The sequence below is a fragment of the Saccharothrix sp. ST-888 genome, from assembly GCF_000955975.1.
Taxonomy (GTDB): Bacteria; Actinomycetota; Actinomycetes; order Streptomycetales; family Streptomycetaceae; genus Kitasatospora.
This window is the reverse complement of record NZ_JYJF01000017.1, coordinates 30,271-46,198: the sequence shown is the minus strand read 5'-3', so window position 1 is coordinate 46,198 and position 15,928 is coordinate 30,271. Positions and strand designations below refer to the sequence as shown.

The 15,928-nt window shown below is 73.7% G+C and carries 13 protein-coding genes; 7 read left to right on the top strand and 6 right to left on the bottom strand.

The annotated features are described in order from the left end of the window. Positions 1-10: 10 nt before the first annotated feature. The 3 genes from UK12_RS09190 to UK12_RS09180 all read right to left on the bottom strand — a co-directional run bounded on the left by UK12_RS09190 (position 11) and on the right by UK12_RS09180 (position 4,704). A complete protein-coding gene (locus UK12_RS09190) occupies positions 11-1,594 on the bottom strand; it encodes a mucoidy inhibitor MuiA family protein (protein ID WP_045301611.1) in 1,584 nt (527 codons plus the stop codon). Between the two features lie 3 nt (positions 1,595-1,597). Beyond that, the gene (locus UK12_RS09185) at positions 1,598-3,877 is read right to left on the bottom strand and encodes a DUF4139 domain-containing protein (protein ID WP_197084695.1); all 2,280 of its coding nucleotides are present in this window, start codon (positions 3,875-3,877) and stop codon (positions 1,598-1,600) included. A gap of 203 nt (positions 3,878-4,080) precedes the next feature. Next, a complete protein-coding gene (locus UK12_RS09180) occupies positions 4,081-4,704 on the bottom strand; it encodes a class I SAM-dependent methyltransferase (RefSeq protein ID WP_045301609.1) in 624 nt (207 codons plus the stop codon). 220 nt (positions 4,705-4,924) lie between these two features. On the opposite strand from UK12_RS09180, the gene UK12_RS09175 reads away from it, so the two are divergent. From UK12_RS09175 to der, 3 genes are all read left to right on the top strand, one after another. Beyond that, a complete protein-coding gene (locus tag UK12_RS09175; RefSeq protein ID WP_045301607.1) occupies positions 4,925-6,010 on the top strand; it encodes a prephenate dehydrogenase in 1,086 nt (361 codons plus the stop codon). 155 nt (positions 6,011-6,165) lie between these two features. Continuing rightward, a complete protein-coding gene (gene cmk / locus UK12_RS09170; RefSeq protein ID WP_045301605.1) occupies positions 6,166-6,879 on the top strand; it encodes a (d)CMP kinase in 714 nt (237 codons plus the stop codon). 265 nt (positions 6,880-7,144) lie between these two features. Then, positions 7,145-8,602, top strand: a complete 1,458-nt coding sequence (gene der, locus UK12_RS09165; RefSeq protein ID WP_045301603.1) for a ribosome biogenesis GTPase Der — start codon at positions 7,145-7,147, stop codon at positions 8,600-8,602. A gap of 117 nt (positions 8,603-8,719) precedes the next feature. Here the strand turns inward: der and UK12_RS09160 are convergent, their stop codons facing one another. Both UK12_RS09160 and UK12_RS09155 read right to left on the bottom strand, forming a co-directional pair. Further along, the gene (locus UK12_RS09160) at positions 8,720-9,484 is read right to left on the bottom strand and encodes a hypothetical protein (RefSeq protein WP_045301601.1); all 765 of its coding nucleotides are present in this window, start codon (positions 9,482-9,484) and stop codon (positions 8,720-8,722) included. Between the two features lie 264 nt (positions 9,485-9,748). Further along, complete coding sequence (locus tag UK12_RS09155; RefSeq protein ID WP_045301599.1) at positions 9,749-10,600, bottom strand: hypothetical protein; 852 nt, start codon at positions 10,598-10,600, stop codon at positions 9,749-9,751. 553 nt (positions 10,601-11,153) lie between these two features. On the opposite strand from UK12_RS09155, the gene UK12_RS09150 reads away from it, so the two are divergent. Then, positions 11,154-11,897 (top strand): transglycosylase family protein, encoded by a 744-nt coding sequence (locus tag UK12_RS09150; protein ID WP_052681734.1) that lies wholly within the window; start codon positions 11,154-11,156, stop codon positions 11,895-11,897. 118 nt (positions 11,898-12,015) lie between these two features. Here the strand turns inward: UK12_RS09150 and UK12_RS09145 are convergent, their stop codons facing one another. Beyond that, complete coding sequence (locus UK12_RS09145; RefSeq protein WP_045301597.1) at positions 12,016-12,819, bottom strand: MBL fold metallo-hydrolase; 804 nt, start codon at positions 12,817-12,819, stop codon at positions 12,016-12,018. 292 nt (positions 12,820-13,111) lie between these two features. Here UK12_RS09145 and UK12_RS09140 point away from each other — a divergent pair, with 292 nt between their 5' ends. The 3 genes from UK12_RS09140 to UK12_RS09130 all read left to right on the top strand — a co-directional run bounded on the left by UK12_RS09140 (position 13,112) and on the right by UK12_RS09130 (position 15,820). Then, positions 13,112-13,858: an alpha-ketoglutarate-dependent dioxygenase AlkB family protein gene (locus tag UK12_RS09140; protein WP_045301595.1), complete on the top strand. Its 747-nt coding sequence runs from the start codon at positions 13,112-13,114 to the stop codon at positions 13,856-13,858. A gap of 138 nt (positions 13,859-13,996) precedes the next feature. Next, complete coding sequence (locus tag UK12_RS09135) at positions 13,997-14,863, top strand: acyl-CoA thioesterase (protein ID WP_045301593.1); 867 nt, start codon at positions 13,997-13,999, stop codon at positions 14,861-14,863. A 177-nt stretch (positions 14,864-15,040) separates the two neighbouring features. Continuing rightward, positions 15,041-15,820, top strand: coding sequence for a DUF1684 domain-containing protein (locus UK12_RS09130; protein WP_045301591.1), 780 nt, complete (start codon positions 15,041-15,043; stop codon positions 15,818-15,820). Positions 15,821-15,928: the final 108 nt, after the last annotated feature.

Sequence of the window (15,928 nt, the reverse complement as noted above, 5' to 3'; positions counted from 1 at the left end):
TCGGGACCGGTCAGATCCCGGCCACCCTGGCCGCCGCCGACACCTCGTACACCAGGGTGACGGTCCGTCGGCCACCCGGTGGCAGCGGCACGTCCCAGCGGACGATGCCCTCGGCGTCCAGCTCGTCCGGCGCCGGGGAGCACGCCTCCTTGCGCAGCCGCACCTCCACCGCCGCGACCTCCGAGACCGGGATCCGCTCGCGCACCGCGACCACCTGCTCCTCCCGCTCCCGGGGCGCGGAGAAGCGGGACAGGTGCAGCCGGACCGTACGGGTCAGCACCGTGCGCTGGGCCAGCGCGGTACTGCCCCTGCTCTCCTCGGTCTCCCGGACCACCCGGTAGCCGTCCGAGCTGCCGAAGGGCAGCTCGGCGGTCGCGCCGGCGGCGGTGAAGCCCAACTCCGCGCGGCCGGTGAAACCGCCGTTCCTGACCAGGTCCACCGGGCCAGCCAGCAGCGCGTGCCCGGAGCCGTTGCGGAACCTGACCGCCTCGGTGACCAGCGGGGACAGCTCGGGTGCGCAGGCGTACTCGCTGCTCACGGAGGTGCTGAAGACGGTGAGCGGCACCCGGTGCGGACGGCCGTCGCCGGGCACCGAGGCGGGCTCGGGAGCGCGCAGGGTGCGCACCTCGCCGCCGTCGTCCACCCCCGGGAGACCGTCCACCGCGGCCGGTCCGGTACTGCCGATCTCCTCCTCGCGCAGCTCGACGTCCACCGTGCGGCGCTCCTCCGCCGACCTGTCGCGCAGCGCCAGCACGTCCTCGACCAGCCGCGGCGGCTCGCCCGCCAGGGCGGAGCGGGCGGTGGACAGGGTCAGCCGGACCTGCGACCAGTCCTCGCCGGTGCGCTGCCAGACGACCGCCTCCGTCTCCAGCAGCAGAGCGCCGTCGCCGAGCGTCGCCCGATAGGCGGGCCGCCACAGGGCGCACGGCGCGAGGTGGGAGAGCGTCAGCCGGTGCGGGCCCGGCTCGGCCGCCTCGAGGGTCAGCTCCACGTACCCGAGCAGCTCGACGGGCTCCTCCTCGGCGTCGTCCAGCGCCAGCTGGGCCTGCCGCACCTCCTCCTCGACGGCCCGCAGTCGGCACCGCACCGCCCGCAGCTGCTCCCCGTACGACTCGCGCTCGGCGTCCACCCGGTCCAACTCGCGCCCCCAGCGGGCCCGTTCGATCTCGCCGTGGCCGGCGCCCTCGCCGATCTCGCGCAGCAGGTCGGCGGCGAGCTGGGCGAGCAGGGCCAGCCGGGCCTCCAGCCGGCGGCGGCGGGCCTCCTCGGCGAGCTGCTCCTGTTCCAGCAGGTGGAGCCGGCGGCGCAGCTTGGAGTCGGCCTCGGTTGGCGGGAGCGGGGCGCGCGGCGTCCAGGAGCGGACGATCCGGGCGTCCAGGACCCGGCCCGCGCCGAGCCGGTCGCCGGTCAGGTCGGCCCGCAGTGAGCGGTCGACGGCCAGCGCGGTGATCGGCCCGAGGCGCAGCCGCTGGATGCCCGGGTGCAGGTCGAGCGTGGTGGTCCGTTCGACCAGGGCGCGGTCCTCCAGACAGGTGACGGCCGTGACCGGGAGCGGATGGACCGGGGCGGAGGGTGTAGCGGGCGGGGTGGTCATGGGTCAGTTCCTCCGGTTTCCGCCGAGGATGGCCTTGCCGGCCGGGATTCGGATCTCGTAGCCGCCGTCCAGCTCGGCAGTGCCGTCGACGGGCAGTTCCACCCGCCACAGGCGGGTGCTCGGCGGGTAGCTGTCCGAGGGCTCGGCCCCGGCCGCCGGCTGGGGATGCTGCTCCCCGGGTGCCGTCCAGCCGGGTCGTTCCTCGATCCGGATCTCGGCGTCGGCGGTGACCGGGACGCGTTCGCGCACCTCCACCGTGACCGGGTGGCCGAGCCGGTTGGCCAGCTCCACGTGGACCCGGTGGTCGAGCACGGTGACGTTGTTCAGCAGCCCCACCGTGGACTCCCGCAGCTCCGTGCGGCGGGCCACCCGGATGCCCTCCGCCACGCCCAGACCGACCCGGCGGGTGTCCCCGGGCGCCAGCGTCGGCAGCGCCGCCGTGAGCAGGAACTCGCCGTCCACGCTCACCTCGACCGGGCCCGCCAGCAGGGGCCGGGCGGTGGGATTGGTCAGCAGCAGGGTGGCGTAGACCGTCTCCTCGACCGAGGGCACGCAGACGTACTCGGTCCGCAGCTCGACCGGAACCTCGGCGATCGTGACGGTGTGCCACCAGCGGCCGGTGGACGGGATGTCCACGGGCGCGGCGGCGTCGTAGCGGTAGGCGAAGGACCCGGCCGACCGGCGGGGCGGGACCGCGTGCTCGGGCAGCGCCGCCGTGGCGGCCGCCTGGGCGGCACGCCGACCGGGGGCCAGGTCCGGGGCGAGGTCCGCGAGCAGCCGGCCGCGGGTGGCGGGCGGGGCTTCCGGGCCCTGCAGGGCGAGCGTGGCGTAGTCGAGCCACTCGGGGGCGGGGCGGGGCGGTGTGGGCTGGGCGGGTTCAGTGGGTTCTGTGGGTTCTGTGGGTGCTGGGGCTGGAGCTGGCGGCGGGGCGGCCATCCGCATGCGTGGGGCCATCGCGGGGGGTGGGCCCCCCGGGGCCGGGCCGGTGGGGCCGCCGGCGGCGAGGCCGTTCGGTGGGGGCGGCGCGATCCCGTACGCGACGGGGGCGCCGTACGGGGCCGGTGCGCCGGGCGCGACGGGTGTGCTGGGTGCGCTTGGCGTGCTGCCGGGTTCCGCGGGAGCCTGGGGGACGGCTGCGCCCCCGTAGCCGTGGCCGAGGAACCGGTCGGCGGCGGGCGCCTCGTCCGGCACGCCGAGCAGACCGCCCGCGCCGGGTGCCAGCGGGCCACGCGGTGCAGGTGCGCTGCGGGTCGGGTCGGGGGCGGCTGAGCCGAACGTCCAGTCGCGCCGGGCCTGCGGGCGGGGGCCCGCCGCGTCGTACCCCGCGAACAGGTCGGACAGCCCGGCCGGGGCCGCCCGCCAGCCCGAGGGGGCGGGGGCGGGCTGGCGGCGGCCGATCCGTACCGAGCGCAGCTGCGGCAGGTCGGTCCGGCGGGTCAGGTCGGCGGTGGACAGCGCCAGCCGTACGCCCGCCCAGTCCTCGCCGCTCAGCTGGAGGACGGAGGCCCGCAGCACGAGGGATCCGCCGCCACCGTCGCCGTGACGGTGGCTCAGCCGGTACGACGGAACCCAGAACGCGGCCTGGACGCCGTACTCCACCTCGATCTCGGCGTCCCGCCCGGTGCCGTCGCCGCCCGTGAGGGCGAGTGCGACGACGGCGCTGGTCTCGACCGGGTGGGCGGGCTCGGCGGTGGAGGCGTGTCCGAGCGCCTCCAGGGCGACGGCGAGAGCGTGCTCCGCCAGCCGGACCTCGTCGGCGAGACCCCGGGCGCGGGCGTCCAGGGCGGTGAGCCGCTCGTCGACGAAGTCCGCCAGTTCGAGCCAGGCGTCGGCGGGTGTACGGCGGTGCGGCTGCTCGCCGGTGTACGGGGGTTCCCCCGGTCGGCGTGCGGTGGCGGGCGGAATCGCGCGCAGGGCGGCGATCTCCTCGAAGCGGGCGCGCACCCCGGAGTAGCGCTCGCGGGCGGCCTCCAGCGACTCCTCGGCCTGCTCGACCCGTCGGCGCAGCTCGGGCAGCTCCTGCGGGTCGCGCAGCTCGGCGGCGGCCTCCAGCCGGGCCTCGGTGACCCGCCAGCTGCTCCCGCCGACGACCCGGGCGCGCAGCAGGGTGCCATCGAGGGTCCGGGGCAGTCCGGTCAGCCGTACCCGGCCGTCCGGCGGCACGGTGCCGCGGGCCCGGCGCAGGCAGAGCGCACCCGACGCGTAGACCACCACCGATTCGAGTACCGATCCCCAGCCCTGCGCCGCGCCCTGCCCGGCGTTCTGAACCACCTCGGCTGCCACCCCGCCCACCCTTCGTCCGAGCCGTCCCCGGCCGCCCAGTCTGCCCCGGGGGTACCCGGGTGTCAGGGGATTTCCCCCGCGTGCCGCCGAGGTGGTCCGGGTGTGAGCTGTGCCACCGCCGCCAGGGGGAGCACCGGGCAGAGCGGGGAGCACCGGACTGCGGGCGAGGGTTCCGGTGTTCTTCGGGGTGCTCGGTCCAGGCGTCAGGTCGCGGGCCTGCGGTAGGTCAGCAGGTAGCGCCAGAAGAGCAGGCGTCGGACGGTGGATCCGGGCAGCAGGCGGGCGGCCTCGCGGCGGGTCTCGTCGTACGTCAACTGCGGTGGCTGCACCGGTGCCCGGAGGTGGGTGCGGGGCCGACCGGAGGCCCGTTCGCGGACGGTGACCGCGAGGCGGGCGGCGGCGTTGGCCGGGACGGCGGCCAGGCTCCAGGCCCAGTCCGTGCGGGAGCGCTCCGGGTAGCAGCCGAGCACCACCAGCACCCCGCCCGGGGCGAGTGCGTCGCGCAGGGCGGACACGGTCTCGAACGGCATGTGGTGCAGGCTGGCCAGGCAGGAGATGTAGTCGTAGCGGCCCGGCGACAGCTCGGTCCGGGTCACGTCCGCCTGCCGGCAGTCCGGCCGCCAGACGCTGCCGACCCGGGCGGAGGCCGCCCGCGCTGCCGCGATCGTCTCCGCCGAGGGGTCCACCGCGTCGACCTCCAGCCCGAGTCCGGCCAGGCGGCGGGCGAATCCGCCGGTGCCGCAGCCCACGTCCAGGGCGGTACGGGCGGTGCGGGGGAGATGACGGAGCAGCAGGGGCTGGTAGTGGTCGTTGTGATCGAAAGGCATCCGGCGACTCTGCCACCGATGGCCGCACCGGGTAAGGCCGGACGGGTAGGGCGGGTGGGCAGGACCGGGTGGCCGGGGTCGGAGTGCCGTGGCGGCGGAGGCCGTCCCGGTGGGTCCGGTGCCGGGGGAGTGGCGGAGGACCCCCGTGGCCGTGTCCGGTCGGCCGGTAGGAGAGGATTGGTGACCACCAGGATCGGCATTCCGACAGGAGACGAACCGCATGCGCACTGCCGCCGTCGTCGGCACCGGACTGATCGGCACCTCCGCCGCTCTCGCGCTCACCTGTCGCGGCTTCAGCGTGTACCTGGAGGATGCCGATCCGGATGCCGCCCGCACCGCGGCCTCGCTCGGCGCGGGCACCACCGAGGTGCCGGAGGGCCCGGTGGACCTGGCGATCATCGCGGTGCCGCCCGCCCTGGTGGGCCCGGTGCTCGCCGACTGCCAGCGCCGCGGGCTGGCGCGCTGGTACACGGACGTGGCGAGCGTGAAGTCGGGGCCGCGCGCCGCCGTCACCGCGCTCGGCTGCGACACCACCCACTACATCGGCGGCCACCCGATGGCCGGCCGGGAGGTCTCCGGCCCGCTGGGAGCCCGTGCGGACCTGTTCGAGGGTCGGCCGTGGGTGCTCACCCCCACGCCGGACACCGACACGGACACCCTGAACGCGGCCCTGGAACTGGTCGCGCTCTGCGGTGCCATGCCGATCGTGATGGACGCGCCCGCGCACGACCGCGCCGTCGCGCTGGTCTCACACGCCCCTCAGCTCTTCTCCTCGCTGGTCGCGGCCCGGCTGGAGCACGCCGACGAGACCGCCGTCCGCCTCTCCGGTCAGGGCGTCCGGGACGTGACCCGGATCGCCGCCTCCAACCCCGCGCTCTGGGTGGACATCCTGTCCGCCAACGCGGGAGTGGTCGCCGACGTCCTGGAGGACCTCGCCGCGGACCTCGGCGAGACCGTCACCGCGCTGCGCGCCCTGGAGGCCGCCGACGAGGGCGAGCGCCGGAGCGGCGCGGCCGGGATCGAGGCCGTGATGCGGCGCGGCAACACCGGCCAGTCCCGGATCCCCGGCAAGCACGGTGCCCCGCCCACCCGGTACGAGACGGTCGCGGTCGTCCTCGGCGACCAGCCCGGCGAGCTCGGCCGCCTGTTCGGCGAGGTCGGCACGCTCGGGGTCAACATCGAGGACGTGATAATCGAACATTCCAGTGGCCAGCAGGTCGGCTTCGTACAGCTCTCCGTCGCCCCGTCCGCGGTGAAGCGACTCATCACCGTGCTGCGCGAGCAGGGGTGGAGCGTACGGGACTGAGCGGGTACGGCCGGAGCGGGGCGGAGCTGAGCGGGTAGGGCCGGGCCGGGGCCGATTCGCCGGGCTGGGGACCGTCGGCTGCCCCGGATGGGTGAACCCGGCGATTCGACTACCCTTGTGAGGTCACCCCGAGGCTGCAGAGAGAGGTTCGCCCCGTGGAAACTGCCGACCGAGCGTCCGCCCCGGTCGTCGTCGCCATCGACGGACCCTCCGGCTCCGGCAAGTCGACCGTCTCCCGGGCGGTCGCCGCCCGGCTCGGCCTGAGCTTCCTGGACACCGGCGCGATGTACCGCGCGATGACCTGGTGGATGCTGACCAACGACGTCGACGTCGAGGACGCCGACGCGGTGGCCGTCGCCTGCGGCAAGCCGGTGATCGTCTCCGGTACGGACGCGGCGGGCCCGACCATCACGGTCGACGGCCAGGACGTCTCCGGACCGATCCGCGGCCCCGAGGTGACCTCGCAGGTCAGCGCCGTCGCCGCGGTCCCGCAGGTGCGGGCCAGGCTGGTGGAGCTGCAGCGCGGCTGCGCCGAGGTCGCCGAGCGCGGCATCGTCGCCGAGGGCCGGGACATGGGCACCGTGGTGTTCCCGGCCGCCACCGTCAAGGTCTTCCTGACCGCCTCGCAGACCGCCCGTGCCGAGCGCCGCGCCGCCGAGCTGCGGGCGAAGGGCGTGGACGAGGCGACCATCACCGCGATGGCCGCCGACCTCGCCCGCCGGGACGCCGCCGACTCCTCCCGGGAGACGGACCCGCTGGCCCAGGCACCGGACGCCGTCCTGGTGGACACCAGCGACCTCACCCTGGAGCAGGTGATCGACCGGATCGTCGGCCTGGTCCAGGAACGGTCCGGCTGCGTCGCGGCCTGACGAACACCGGCCCGGGGCCTGGCCCGGGGAGCGCTCGGGGCCGAGCAGTGTCCGAGCCCGACGAGTACTCGAACCCGACCGGCGGCTGAGCCTGACCGGGACCTGAAACCTCTCTCCCAGGGTCTGTGAACCCGCCCGAGGGCCTGAGAAAAGAAATCTGCGGACGCCCGCCACGAGGGCGTCACGCACCGCGCTGCCCCTCCGAGGGGCAGGTACGCACGGCACGTCCCTGGGAAGGGCCGGTGCCGGGAAACGGAAAACGAAGATGAGCAACGAGACCGCTCACGGCTCGCACGGCGAGCTCGACGCGTCCGAGTACGCGGAGTTCATGGCGCTGGCCGCCGAGGAGGGCTTCGACAGCGACGAGATCGACGCGGAGCTCGACGGCGCCGGCCACGGCCCGCTGCCGGTGCTGGCCGTGGTCGGCCGGCCCAACGTCGGCAAGTCGACTCTGGTGAACCGCATCATCGGCCGCCGCGAGGCCGTGGTCGAGGACCGCCCGGGCGTCACCCGCGACCGCGTCACCTACGAGGCCGCCTGGAACGGCCGCCGCTTCAAGCTGGTCGACACCGGTGGCTGGGAGGTCGACGTCCTCGGCATCGACGCCGCCGTGGCCGCCCAGGCCGAGTACGGCATCGAGACCGCCGACGCGGTGCTCTTCGTCGTGGACGCCACCGTCGGGGCCACCGACACCGACGAGGCCCTGATCAAGATCATCCGCAAGGCCGGCAAGCCCGTCGTGCTCTGCGCCAACAAGGTCGACGGCCCCTCCACCGAGGCCGAGGCCGCCTACCTCTGGTCGCTCGGCCTCGGCGAGCCCTACCCGGTCTCGGCGCTGCACGGCCGTGGCTCCGGCGACCTGCTCGACGCCGTGATGGCCGCTCTCCCCGAGGCCCCGCCGCAGACCTTCGGCGAGGGACTCGTCGGTGGCCCGCGCCGGGTGGCCCTGATCGGCCGGCCCAACGTCGGCAAGTCCAGCCTGCTCAACAAGGTCGCCGGCGAGGACCGCGTGGTCGTCAACGAGCAGGCCGGGACCACCCGTGACCCGGTCGACGAGATGATCGAACTCGGCGGCAAGACCTGGAAGTTCGTGGACACCGCCGGTATCCGCCGCCGGGTCCACCTCACCGCCGGTGCCGACTTCTACGCCTCGCTGCGCACCGCCTCCGCCCTGGAGAAGGCCGAGGTCGCGGTCGTCCTGGTCGACGCCAGCGAGACCCTCGCCGAGCAGGACACCCGGATCATCTCGATGGCCGTCGAGGCCGGGCGCGCCGTCGTCATCGCCTACAACAAGTGGGACCAGATCGACGAGGAGCGCCGCTACTACCTGGAGCGCGAGATCGAGCGCGATCTCGTCCAGGTCCGCTGGGCACCCCGGGTCAACGTCTCGGCGAAGACCGGCCGCCACATGGAGAAGCTGGTCCCGGCGATCGAGACCGCGCTGGAGGGCTGGGAGACCCGTATCCCGACCGCCCGGCTGAACGCCTTCCTCGGCGAGCTGGTGGCCGCCCACCCGCACCCGATCCGGGGCGGCAAGCAGCCGCGCATCCTGTTCGGCACCCAGGCCGGCACCCGGCCGCCGCGCTTCGTGCTCTTCGCCTCCGGCTTCCTGGAGGCGGGCTACCGCCGGTTCGTCGAGCGCCGTCTGCGCGAGGAGTTCGGCTTCGTCGGTACGCCGATCTCGATCTCCGTCCGGGTGCGTGAGAAGCGTCGCAAGAAGTAGGCAGTCGTAGTCGGTCGTCAGTGGGCCGGCCGACGTCGAGGCCGTAGGCCGAAGGCCGGGTACCCCGTCGGGGCCCGGCCTTCGGCGGTTGGGCAGTCAGTGGAGAGGTGTGGAGCGTCAGCTCTGTCCGGGGACCCGGCCCGGGGGCAGCGAGAGCATGCTGCGGTGGCGCCCGCTGACTCCGCCGGCCTCTCCGGCGGCGGTGCCGGCGCCGGGGGTGACGGGCTGGGCGGGGGAGAGGTAGCCCGAGGCCACCCAGCCCTGACCGCCGGACGCCTGGGCCGCCCCCGCGTACTGACCGCTGCCCGAGGGCTGTCCGGTGCCGGGCTGGCCGGTGGCGTGGTGTCCGGCACCGGGCTGCCCCGCCCCGAACTGGCCGGTCGCGGTCATGAACTGGCCGGCGCTGAACTGACCGGACGTCACCTGTCCCGGCGTGAACGGTCCGGTCGCGAGATATCCCGTCCCGTACTGCCCGCCGCCGCTCTGCTGGTTCGGCATGAACTGCGGCGTGCCCTGCGCGTGCCCCGCGTAGGTGTCGAACGTCTGGTGCTGCGGCGGGTAGGCGGTCAGCTCGGCGCGGGCGCCGTACGGCTCGCTGCGGGTCCCGTACGAGTCACCGGGCGGGAGCGCCTCGCGGACCGGGTGGGCGTCCCGGCCGAAGTATCCGTCCCGGACCGCGAAGCCGGTGAAGCGCATGTCCTCCTCGCCGGTCCGGTCACCGGGAAGGGCCCGGAACAGCCGTCGGTACTCCGAGTACAGCGCGTCGTAGATCGGGGTCGGCGAGGAGGGGTGCTCCGCGTCGTACGACGGGCGCATGCCCGGGATGGAGCGCGTGGTGGTGGCGGACGGGCGGTGGGCGGCGGCGACGTCGTAGCTGTACACATAGGGGCCAACGAGTGAGGCGGCCGGGGGATGCGGGGCCGGGCCGGGCGGCCTGCGCCGCTCCGGGGGTCCGGCGGGGCGGTCGGACGGGTCACCCGTGCGTCACCCGGTTGACCGTTGTCTGCCGCTGCTCCGCCGCCGCCCCCGTCGAACCGCTCCGATGCTCTGTTCCGCCGGGTCGGTCCGGCCCGCCGACGTGGTGCCGGAGGGCCGGAACAGGGGAGCGGCGGGGGAGTCCGGCGCCGGGGTTCTTGCGGGCGTCGGTCAGGTCCCGGCGAGCGGCAGGATGGCGCCGACCAGCAGGCCCTTGGCGGCGGCGCGGTCGAGCGCCAGACGCAGCAGGTCCTCGCGCGGCTGGCGGCCGATGGTGCCGGCCGGGACCGCGTACATCGTCACCGATGCCTGACGACCGGCGGCCAGCCGCCAGGCGTCGGTGACCTGGAGCGGCTGGTGCGCCTGCCACCAGGCGGAGCTGCCGCCGGTCGCGGAGGGCTGCAGGATCGCGTGCAGCTTGCCCATGGCCATCAGCACCGACCAGCCGGGCAGCGGCGACTCGGGGGCCTTGTCGACGTTCATGACCTCCTGGAAGTGGTGGTCGGTGAGCAGCGAGAGGAACTCGTCCTCCCCGGTGATGTTGCCGGGCCTGCCGACCGGTCCGGTCGGCTCGACCACCAGCGCGGCGTGCCCGGTGTCCCCGCAGAGCACCAGCCCGCAGGTGATCCCGAGGACGGCGGGCTGTCCGGCGGCGGGCGGAGCGGACTGTTCGGCCTGGGACGCGGCCTCCGGGTCGGCTCCGACCCCGGCTCCGGGCAGGCCGGCGGCCGCCGGAGCGCTGCCCTGGGCCTGGCTGATGCTGCGTACGGCACCGAGCAGCTGTTCCTCGGAGACCGGTACGACCTGTGAGGGGATGCAGCGGGCGTGGGCGAAGGCGAGTACTGCTGTCTCGTCACCGACGAACAGCACGGTGCTGGTGGCCTCCTGGGAGGAGTCGCCGGGGGTGCGGCACGAGGTGCAGTCGTAAGTGTCGGGTGCGTGCGCACCGGCGAGCAGGCGGTCTGCCTCGTCGTCGCCGATCTCGGCTCGGACCTCGTCGCTGACAGCGAGCATGCGCGGCAAGGGGGACTCCTCGGTTCGTCAGGTAATGGTGGCCGGGCGCGCCCGACCGCCATTACCAACGGGCCGTTGTGTCAAGGGTCACGGGTGGACACGGCAGCGACGGGAATTGCCGCGAATCCGACTGCGACGTGTGAACGTCTGATTGCAATGTGTCGACAATGTGCCCGAGCTCACGGAGTGAACATTGTGGACCGGATCATATTGATGGGGGGTTTGACCTTGGAAAGCATCATGAAATTGGACATTTCGCCCAGTTTGCATGATCTTTACCGTCGGTAGCGCCGGGCTGAGCTGGGACTGCTCCCCGCTGTTTGGGTGACCGTCATGGTTACTCGTAGTTTCTTGGCCAGTGCAACGAGCACTACCCGGGTTCACCCTCACGGCGCGAAGGCGCCCACCAGTGCGACCGCCGGAAGGCGGGCACGGGTGCGGAGGGTGGCCGGGGCGGCGCGGCACGTCGGACACGTGCACGGCCGCCTTGCGGACGCGGCGAGCGGATCGGCCCCCAGGGCCTGGTTCCGCATGCCCGCCCGGGGCTGTCGAGAGGACTCTCATGGCTTTCCGTAACGAGACCGCCGCTGCCACGACCACCGCCACCAAGCGCAACCGCGTCCGGGTGGCCGTCCTGGGCGGCGCGGTCGCCGTCCTTCCGGTGGCCGGCCTCGTCACGGCCACGACGGCTTCGGCCGCCTCGGTCGCCGCCTGGGACAAGGTCGCCCAGTGCGAGAGCACCGGCAACTGGAGCATCAACACCGGCAACGGCTTCTACGGCGGCCTCCAGTTCACCGCCAGCACCTGGGCCGCCTTCGGTGGCACCCAGTACGCCGCGCAGGCCAACCGGGCGACCAGGGCGCAGCAGATCGCCGTCGCCGAGAAGGTCCTCGCCTCGCAGGGCCCCGGCGCCTGGCCGGTCTGCTCGGTGAAGGCCGGTCTCACCAAGGGCGGTGCCGCTGCCCAGGTCGACACCACCGCCCCCGCTGCCGCCTCCAAGGCCCCGGCTGCGAAGAGCGCCACCGATGCTCCGAAGGCCGCGCAGCAGCCGGTCGAGCAGAAGAAGGCCGAGCAGCGCGCCGAGCACAAGCGCGCCGAGCACCGCGCCGACCGCAAGGGCGGCAAAGCCGCGCAGGCTCCCGCCGCGAAGGGCAACGGTGCCACCTACACCGTGAAGTCCGGCGACACCCTGAGCTCCATCGCCGCTGCCAAGGGCCTCGACTGGAAGACCCTGTACAGCGACAACTCCGGTGTCGTGGGCGGCGACCCGAACCTGATCTTCCCGGGCCAGGTCCTCTCCGTCTGACCCCGGACGCGCTCCGCGTTCGAGGCCAGCCGTCCCCCTCCGGCGGGGGCGGCCGGCCTCGCCGCGTCGACGGCGACTGCGGTGACCGGTCGCGTTCTGGTGGCGGCTGCAACGACCGCTACTGCCAGTGCAGTTCGCCCATGGCGACCTTGGTGCCGAGCTCGACGGCGAGCTTCAATCCGGCCTGCGGGTAGTGCCGTTCCAGCGCGGCCCGTGCTGCCTCCGCGTTCTCGGCCTGACCGATCTCGGTCTCGAAGGTCCGCAGGTACTCCCGGGTGTACCCGATCGCGGAGACGTCGGCGGACGCGCCGGCTCTGCGGTGTCCGGCCGCGACGAAGGACGGGTTCAGCGCCTCCATCTCGTCCAGCAGATCGATCCAGGCTCCGCGTTGCGCCGGGGTGGGGGTGTCGGCCGTCCAGGCGTGCAGCCCCTGGAACAGCAGTACGCCACCGAGGATGGCCCGCTGCCGGTGCTCCCACAGGTAGTGCCGGTCCGGCAGGTGGAAGTCCGCGCCGCGTACTTCCAGCCGGTGACCCTCGAACTCGACGGCGCCGCCCGGCAGCGGCTCCGGCAGGACCAGGCGGGTCGACAGTTCGGGACCGAGCCGTGCCCAGGTCTCCAGCTTGGCCGGGTACGTCTCCTTGATGTGTTCCACGACCGCCGGCGCGGCGAGGAACCTGGCCTCGGGAAACGCGTCCTGGAGCACCTCGGCGCCGAAGTAGAAGTCCGGGTCGCCGTGGCTGACGAAGACCGTGGTCAGCCGCTTGCCGGAGGCCCTGACCTCGTCCACCAGGCGGCGTCCGTCGGAGAGCGTGAAGCCCGCATCCACCAGGAGCGCCTCGTGCGGCCCGGTGACCAGGACGGCGGTCTTGTCGAGGGAGGCCTCGGGCAGGTCGATGATCTTGAAATCCAGGGTCTTCATGCGGGCTCCTCGGCCGGGCTCCTCGGCAGGCGTACTCCCAGCTCAGCCCTGGACCCGTCGCGCTGCACCCGCAACCGGTCAGGTGTGCGCCGAACGGCTGAAGCCGCCGTGCGAGGTGGTGGGGTGGTGGGGCCCGACTCGTGGGGGCCGGGAGGGGCCGGAGAGGGCCGGGAGGGGCCGGGAGGGGCCGGAGAGGGCCGGGAGCGGCCGGGGAGGGGTCGGGCGGGTGCAGAGGGCCTTCGAGCCGGGTTCCAGGGGCTTGGGTGGGGTCGGCTGCTGCGAGGATGGGGACATGGACGGCGAAACGTTCCCCCTTTTCCCTGCCGAGCCGCTGTTCCCGGCAGAGCCGCGCCGACGCGCCGAACCGGCACCGGGCGCCGTCCACCTGCCCGACTGGCTCGACGCGGCCGAGCAGCGCGAACTGGTCGCGGCCTGCCGCGCCTGGGCCCGCCCGCCGGCCGGGATGCGTACCGTCCGGATGCCCGGCGGCGGCGTCATGTCGGTGCGGATGCTCAGCCTCGGCTGGCACTGGTACCCGTACGGTTACGCCCGCACCGTGGTGGACGGCGACGGAGCACCGGTCAAGCCGTTCCCGCCGGAACTGGGCGAGCTGGCCGTCCGCGCCCTCGCCGAGGCGTACGGTCCGCAGCTGCCCGAGATCGCCGGTGCCGTCGGCTACCGGCCCGACATCGGGATGGTGAACCACTACCCGCACGGCGCGAAGATGGGCCTGCACCGCGACCGCGAGGAACGGATCGACGCTCCGGTGGTCTCCCTGTCGCTCGGTGACAGCTGCGTCTTCCGCCTCGGCAACACCGAGACCCGCACCCGCCCCTGGACCGACCTGGAGCTGCGCAGCGGCGACCTGGTGGTCTTCGGCGGACCGTCCAGGTTCGCCTACCACGGGGTGCTGCGGACCCTCCCTGGCACCGCCGACCCGGCGCTCGGACTGGTCGGGCGGCTGAACATCACCGTCCGGCAGTCGGGGATCGGGCAGGCCGGGACGCAGGGGGGCCGGCGTACGGCGGCGGGCAGCTGACGTACTCGGACGGGGACACCGCCGGACGCGTACCCCGCCCGACGGGAATTCCGGCGGGCCGAGCAGACTTCTGGGTAAGCGGAGGCGGCCGTCGGGCGGAGTGTGCCTCGCGAGACCGTCCAGAGAGGAAGCGCAGCCATGGAGACCCCCGTCGATCACCTAGTCGACCTGCTCGACCTGGAACAGATCGAGTTCAACATCTTCCGTGGCCGGAGTCCCGAGGAGGCCCTCCAGCGCACCTTCGGCGGCCAGGTCGCAGGTCAGGCCCTGGTCGCGGCGGGGCGCACGGTGGAGGACGCACGGCCGGTGCACTCGCTGCACGCCTACTTCCTGAGACCCGGCGTGCCCGGCGTACCGATCGTCTACCAGGTCGACCGGATCAGGGACGGCCGTTCCTTCACCACCCGGCGCGTCCTGGGCATCCAGCAGGGCCGGAGCATCTTCGCCCTCACCGCCGACTTCCACCAGCCCGAGCAGGGCGGCATCGAGCACCAGGACGCGATGCCCGACGTGCCCGCCCCCGAGGACCTGCCCAGCGCGCTGGACGAGGTCGGCTCCAGGCTCGGCGAACTGCCGCCCTTCATCAGCCGCCGCCAGCCCTTCGACATCCGCTACGTGGACCGCCTGCGCTGGAGCAAGGACGAGCTGATCGGCGTCGAACCGCGCAGCGGCGTCTGGCTGCGCACCAACGGCGACCTCCCCGACGACCCGCTGATCCACGTCTGCGCCCTCACCTACGCCAGCGACATGACCCTGCTGGACGCCGTCCGCGCCCCCGTCGAACCGCTCTGGGGCGAACGGAACTTCGACATGGCCTCGCTCGACCACGCGATGTGGTTCCACCGGCCGTTCCGCGCCGACGACTGGCTGCTCTACCGGCAGGAGTCGCCGATCGCGCACGGTGCGCGCGGCCTGGCGCGCGGCCAGATCTACGACCGGAAGGGGCAGTTGGTCGTCTCCGTCATGCAGGAGGGGCTGTTTCGGCCCCTCGCCGGGCGCAGCTGAGGTGTTCGGCTCGACCGATCTCCTGAGCCGACGCCTTGAACCGCTGGCCTGAGTCACTGCACTGAATAGCTTTCCTGAACCGCCTTCTTGAACCGCCGTCCTGAATCGTCTTCCTGAACCGCCGTCCTGAATCGTCGTCCTGAATCGTCGTCCTGAACTACCCGGGAGGGTTGAACCGTGACAGCCGCAGAGGAATGGAAGCAATGGACCGAGGCCCGTACCGCCTCGGTGGCCGCACCGCACGGCCAGCTCGCCCTCACCGGTACCTACTGGCTGGAACCCGAACCCACCGGGATCCCCGGCCTGCCCGGTCTCTGGTGGGCCTCCGAGGGCCGGGTCCGGCTGCGCGCCAAGGCCGATGACGACATCCGGGTCAAGGGCGCGGGGGAGGCGGTCGACGGTGAGGTCGCGCTGCGCCCCGACACCATGCAGAAACCCGACCTGGCCACGCTGGACGACCGGTTGCTGGTCCCGATCGAGCGCGAGGGCGAGCTGGCGCTGCGGGTCTTCGACCCGGACTCGCCCACCCGTGCCGCGTTCGCCGGGATCACCGTCTACCCCTACGCGCCGGAGTGGGCCGTACCGGCCGTCTTCACCCCGTTCGAGGCGGACCGGTCGGTGACCGTACCCAACGCCGACGGGCGGGATCGCCTGCTGGCGGTCACCGGGCAGATCGCCTTCAGCCTGGCCGGCGAGCCGTACACCCTCACCGTCAGCCGTGCGGGCGAGCGGCTGAGCGGTGTGATCGGCGACGCCACCAGCGGGAGTGAGACGTACCGGTTCCGCTTCATCACCCTGCCCGCACCCGACGAGGACGGGCGCACCGTGCTCGACCTCAACCGCGCCCACCTGCCACCATGCGCCTTCGCCGACCACTTCATCTGCCCGTTCCCGCCGCCCGGCAACCGGCTGACGATCGCGGTGGAGGCCGGGGAGAAGCAGGTCCTGAGCCGGTAGCCGCCGCTGCGGTGGGTGCTGTGCGCTGGGTTGCGACGGTTACTGAGGTGCGCTGCGGGCGGGGCCATCGGGTGGGCTTTCGGGCGAGGAGGAGCGGTGACGGCAGGG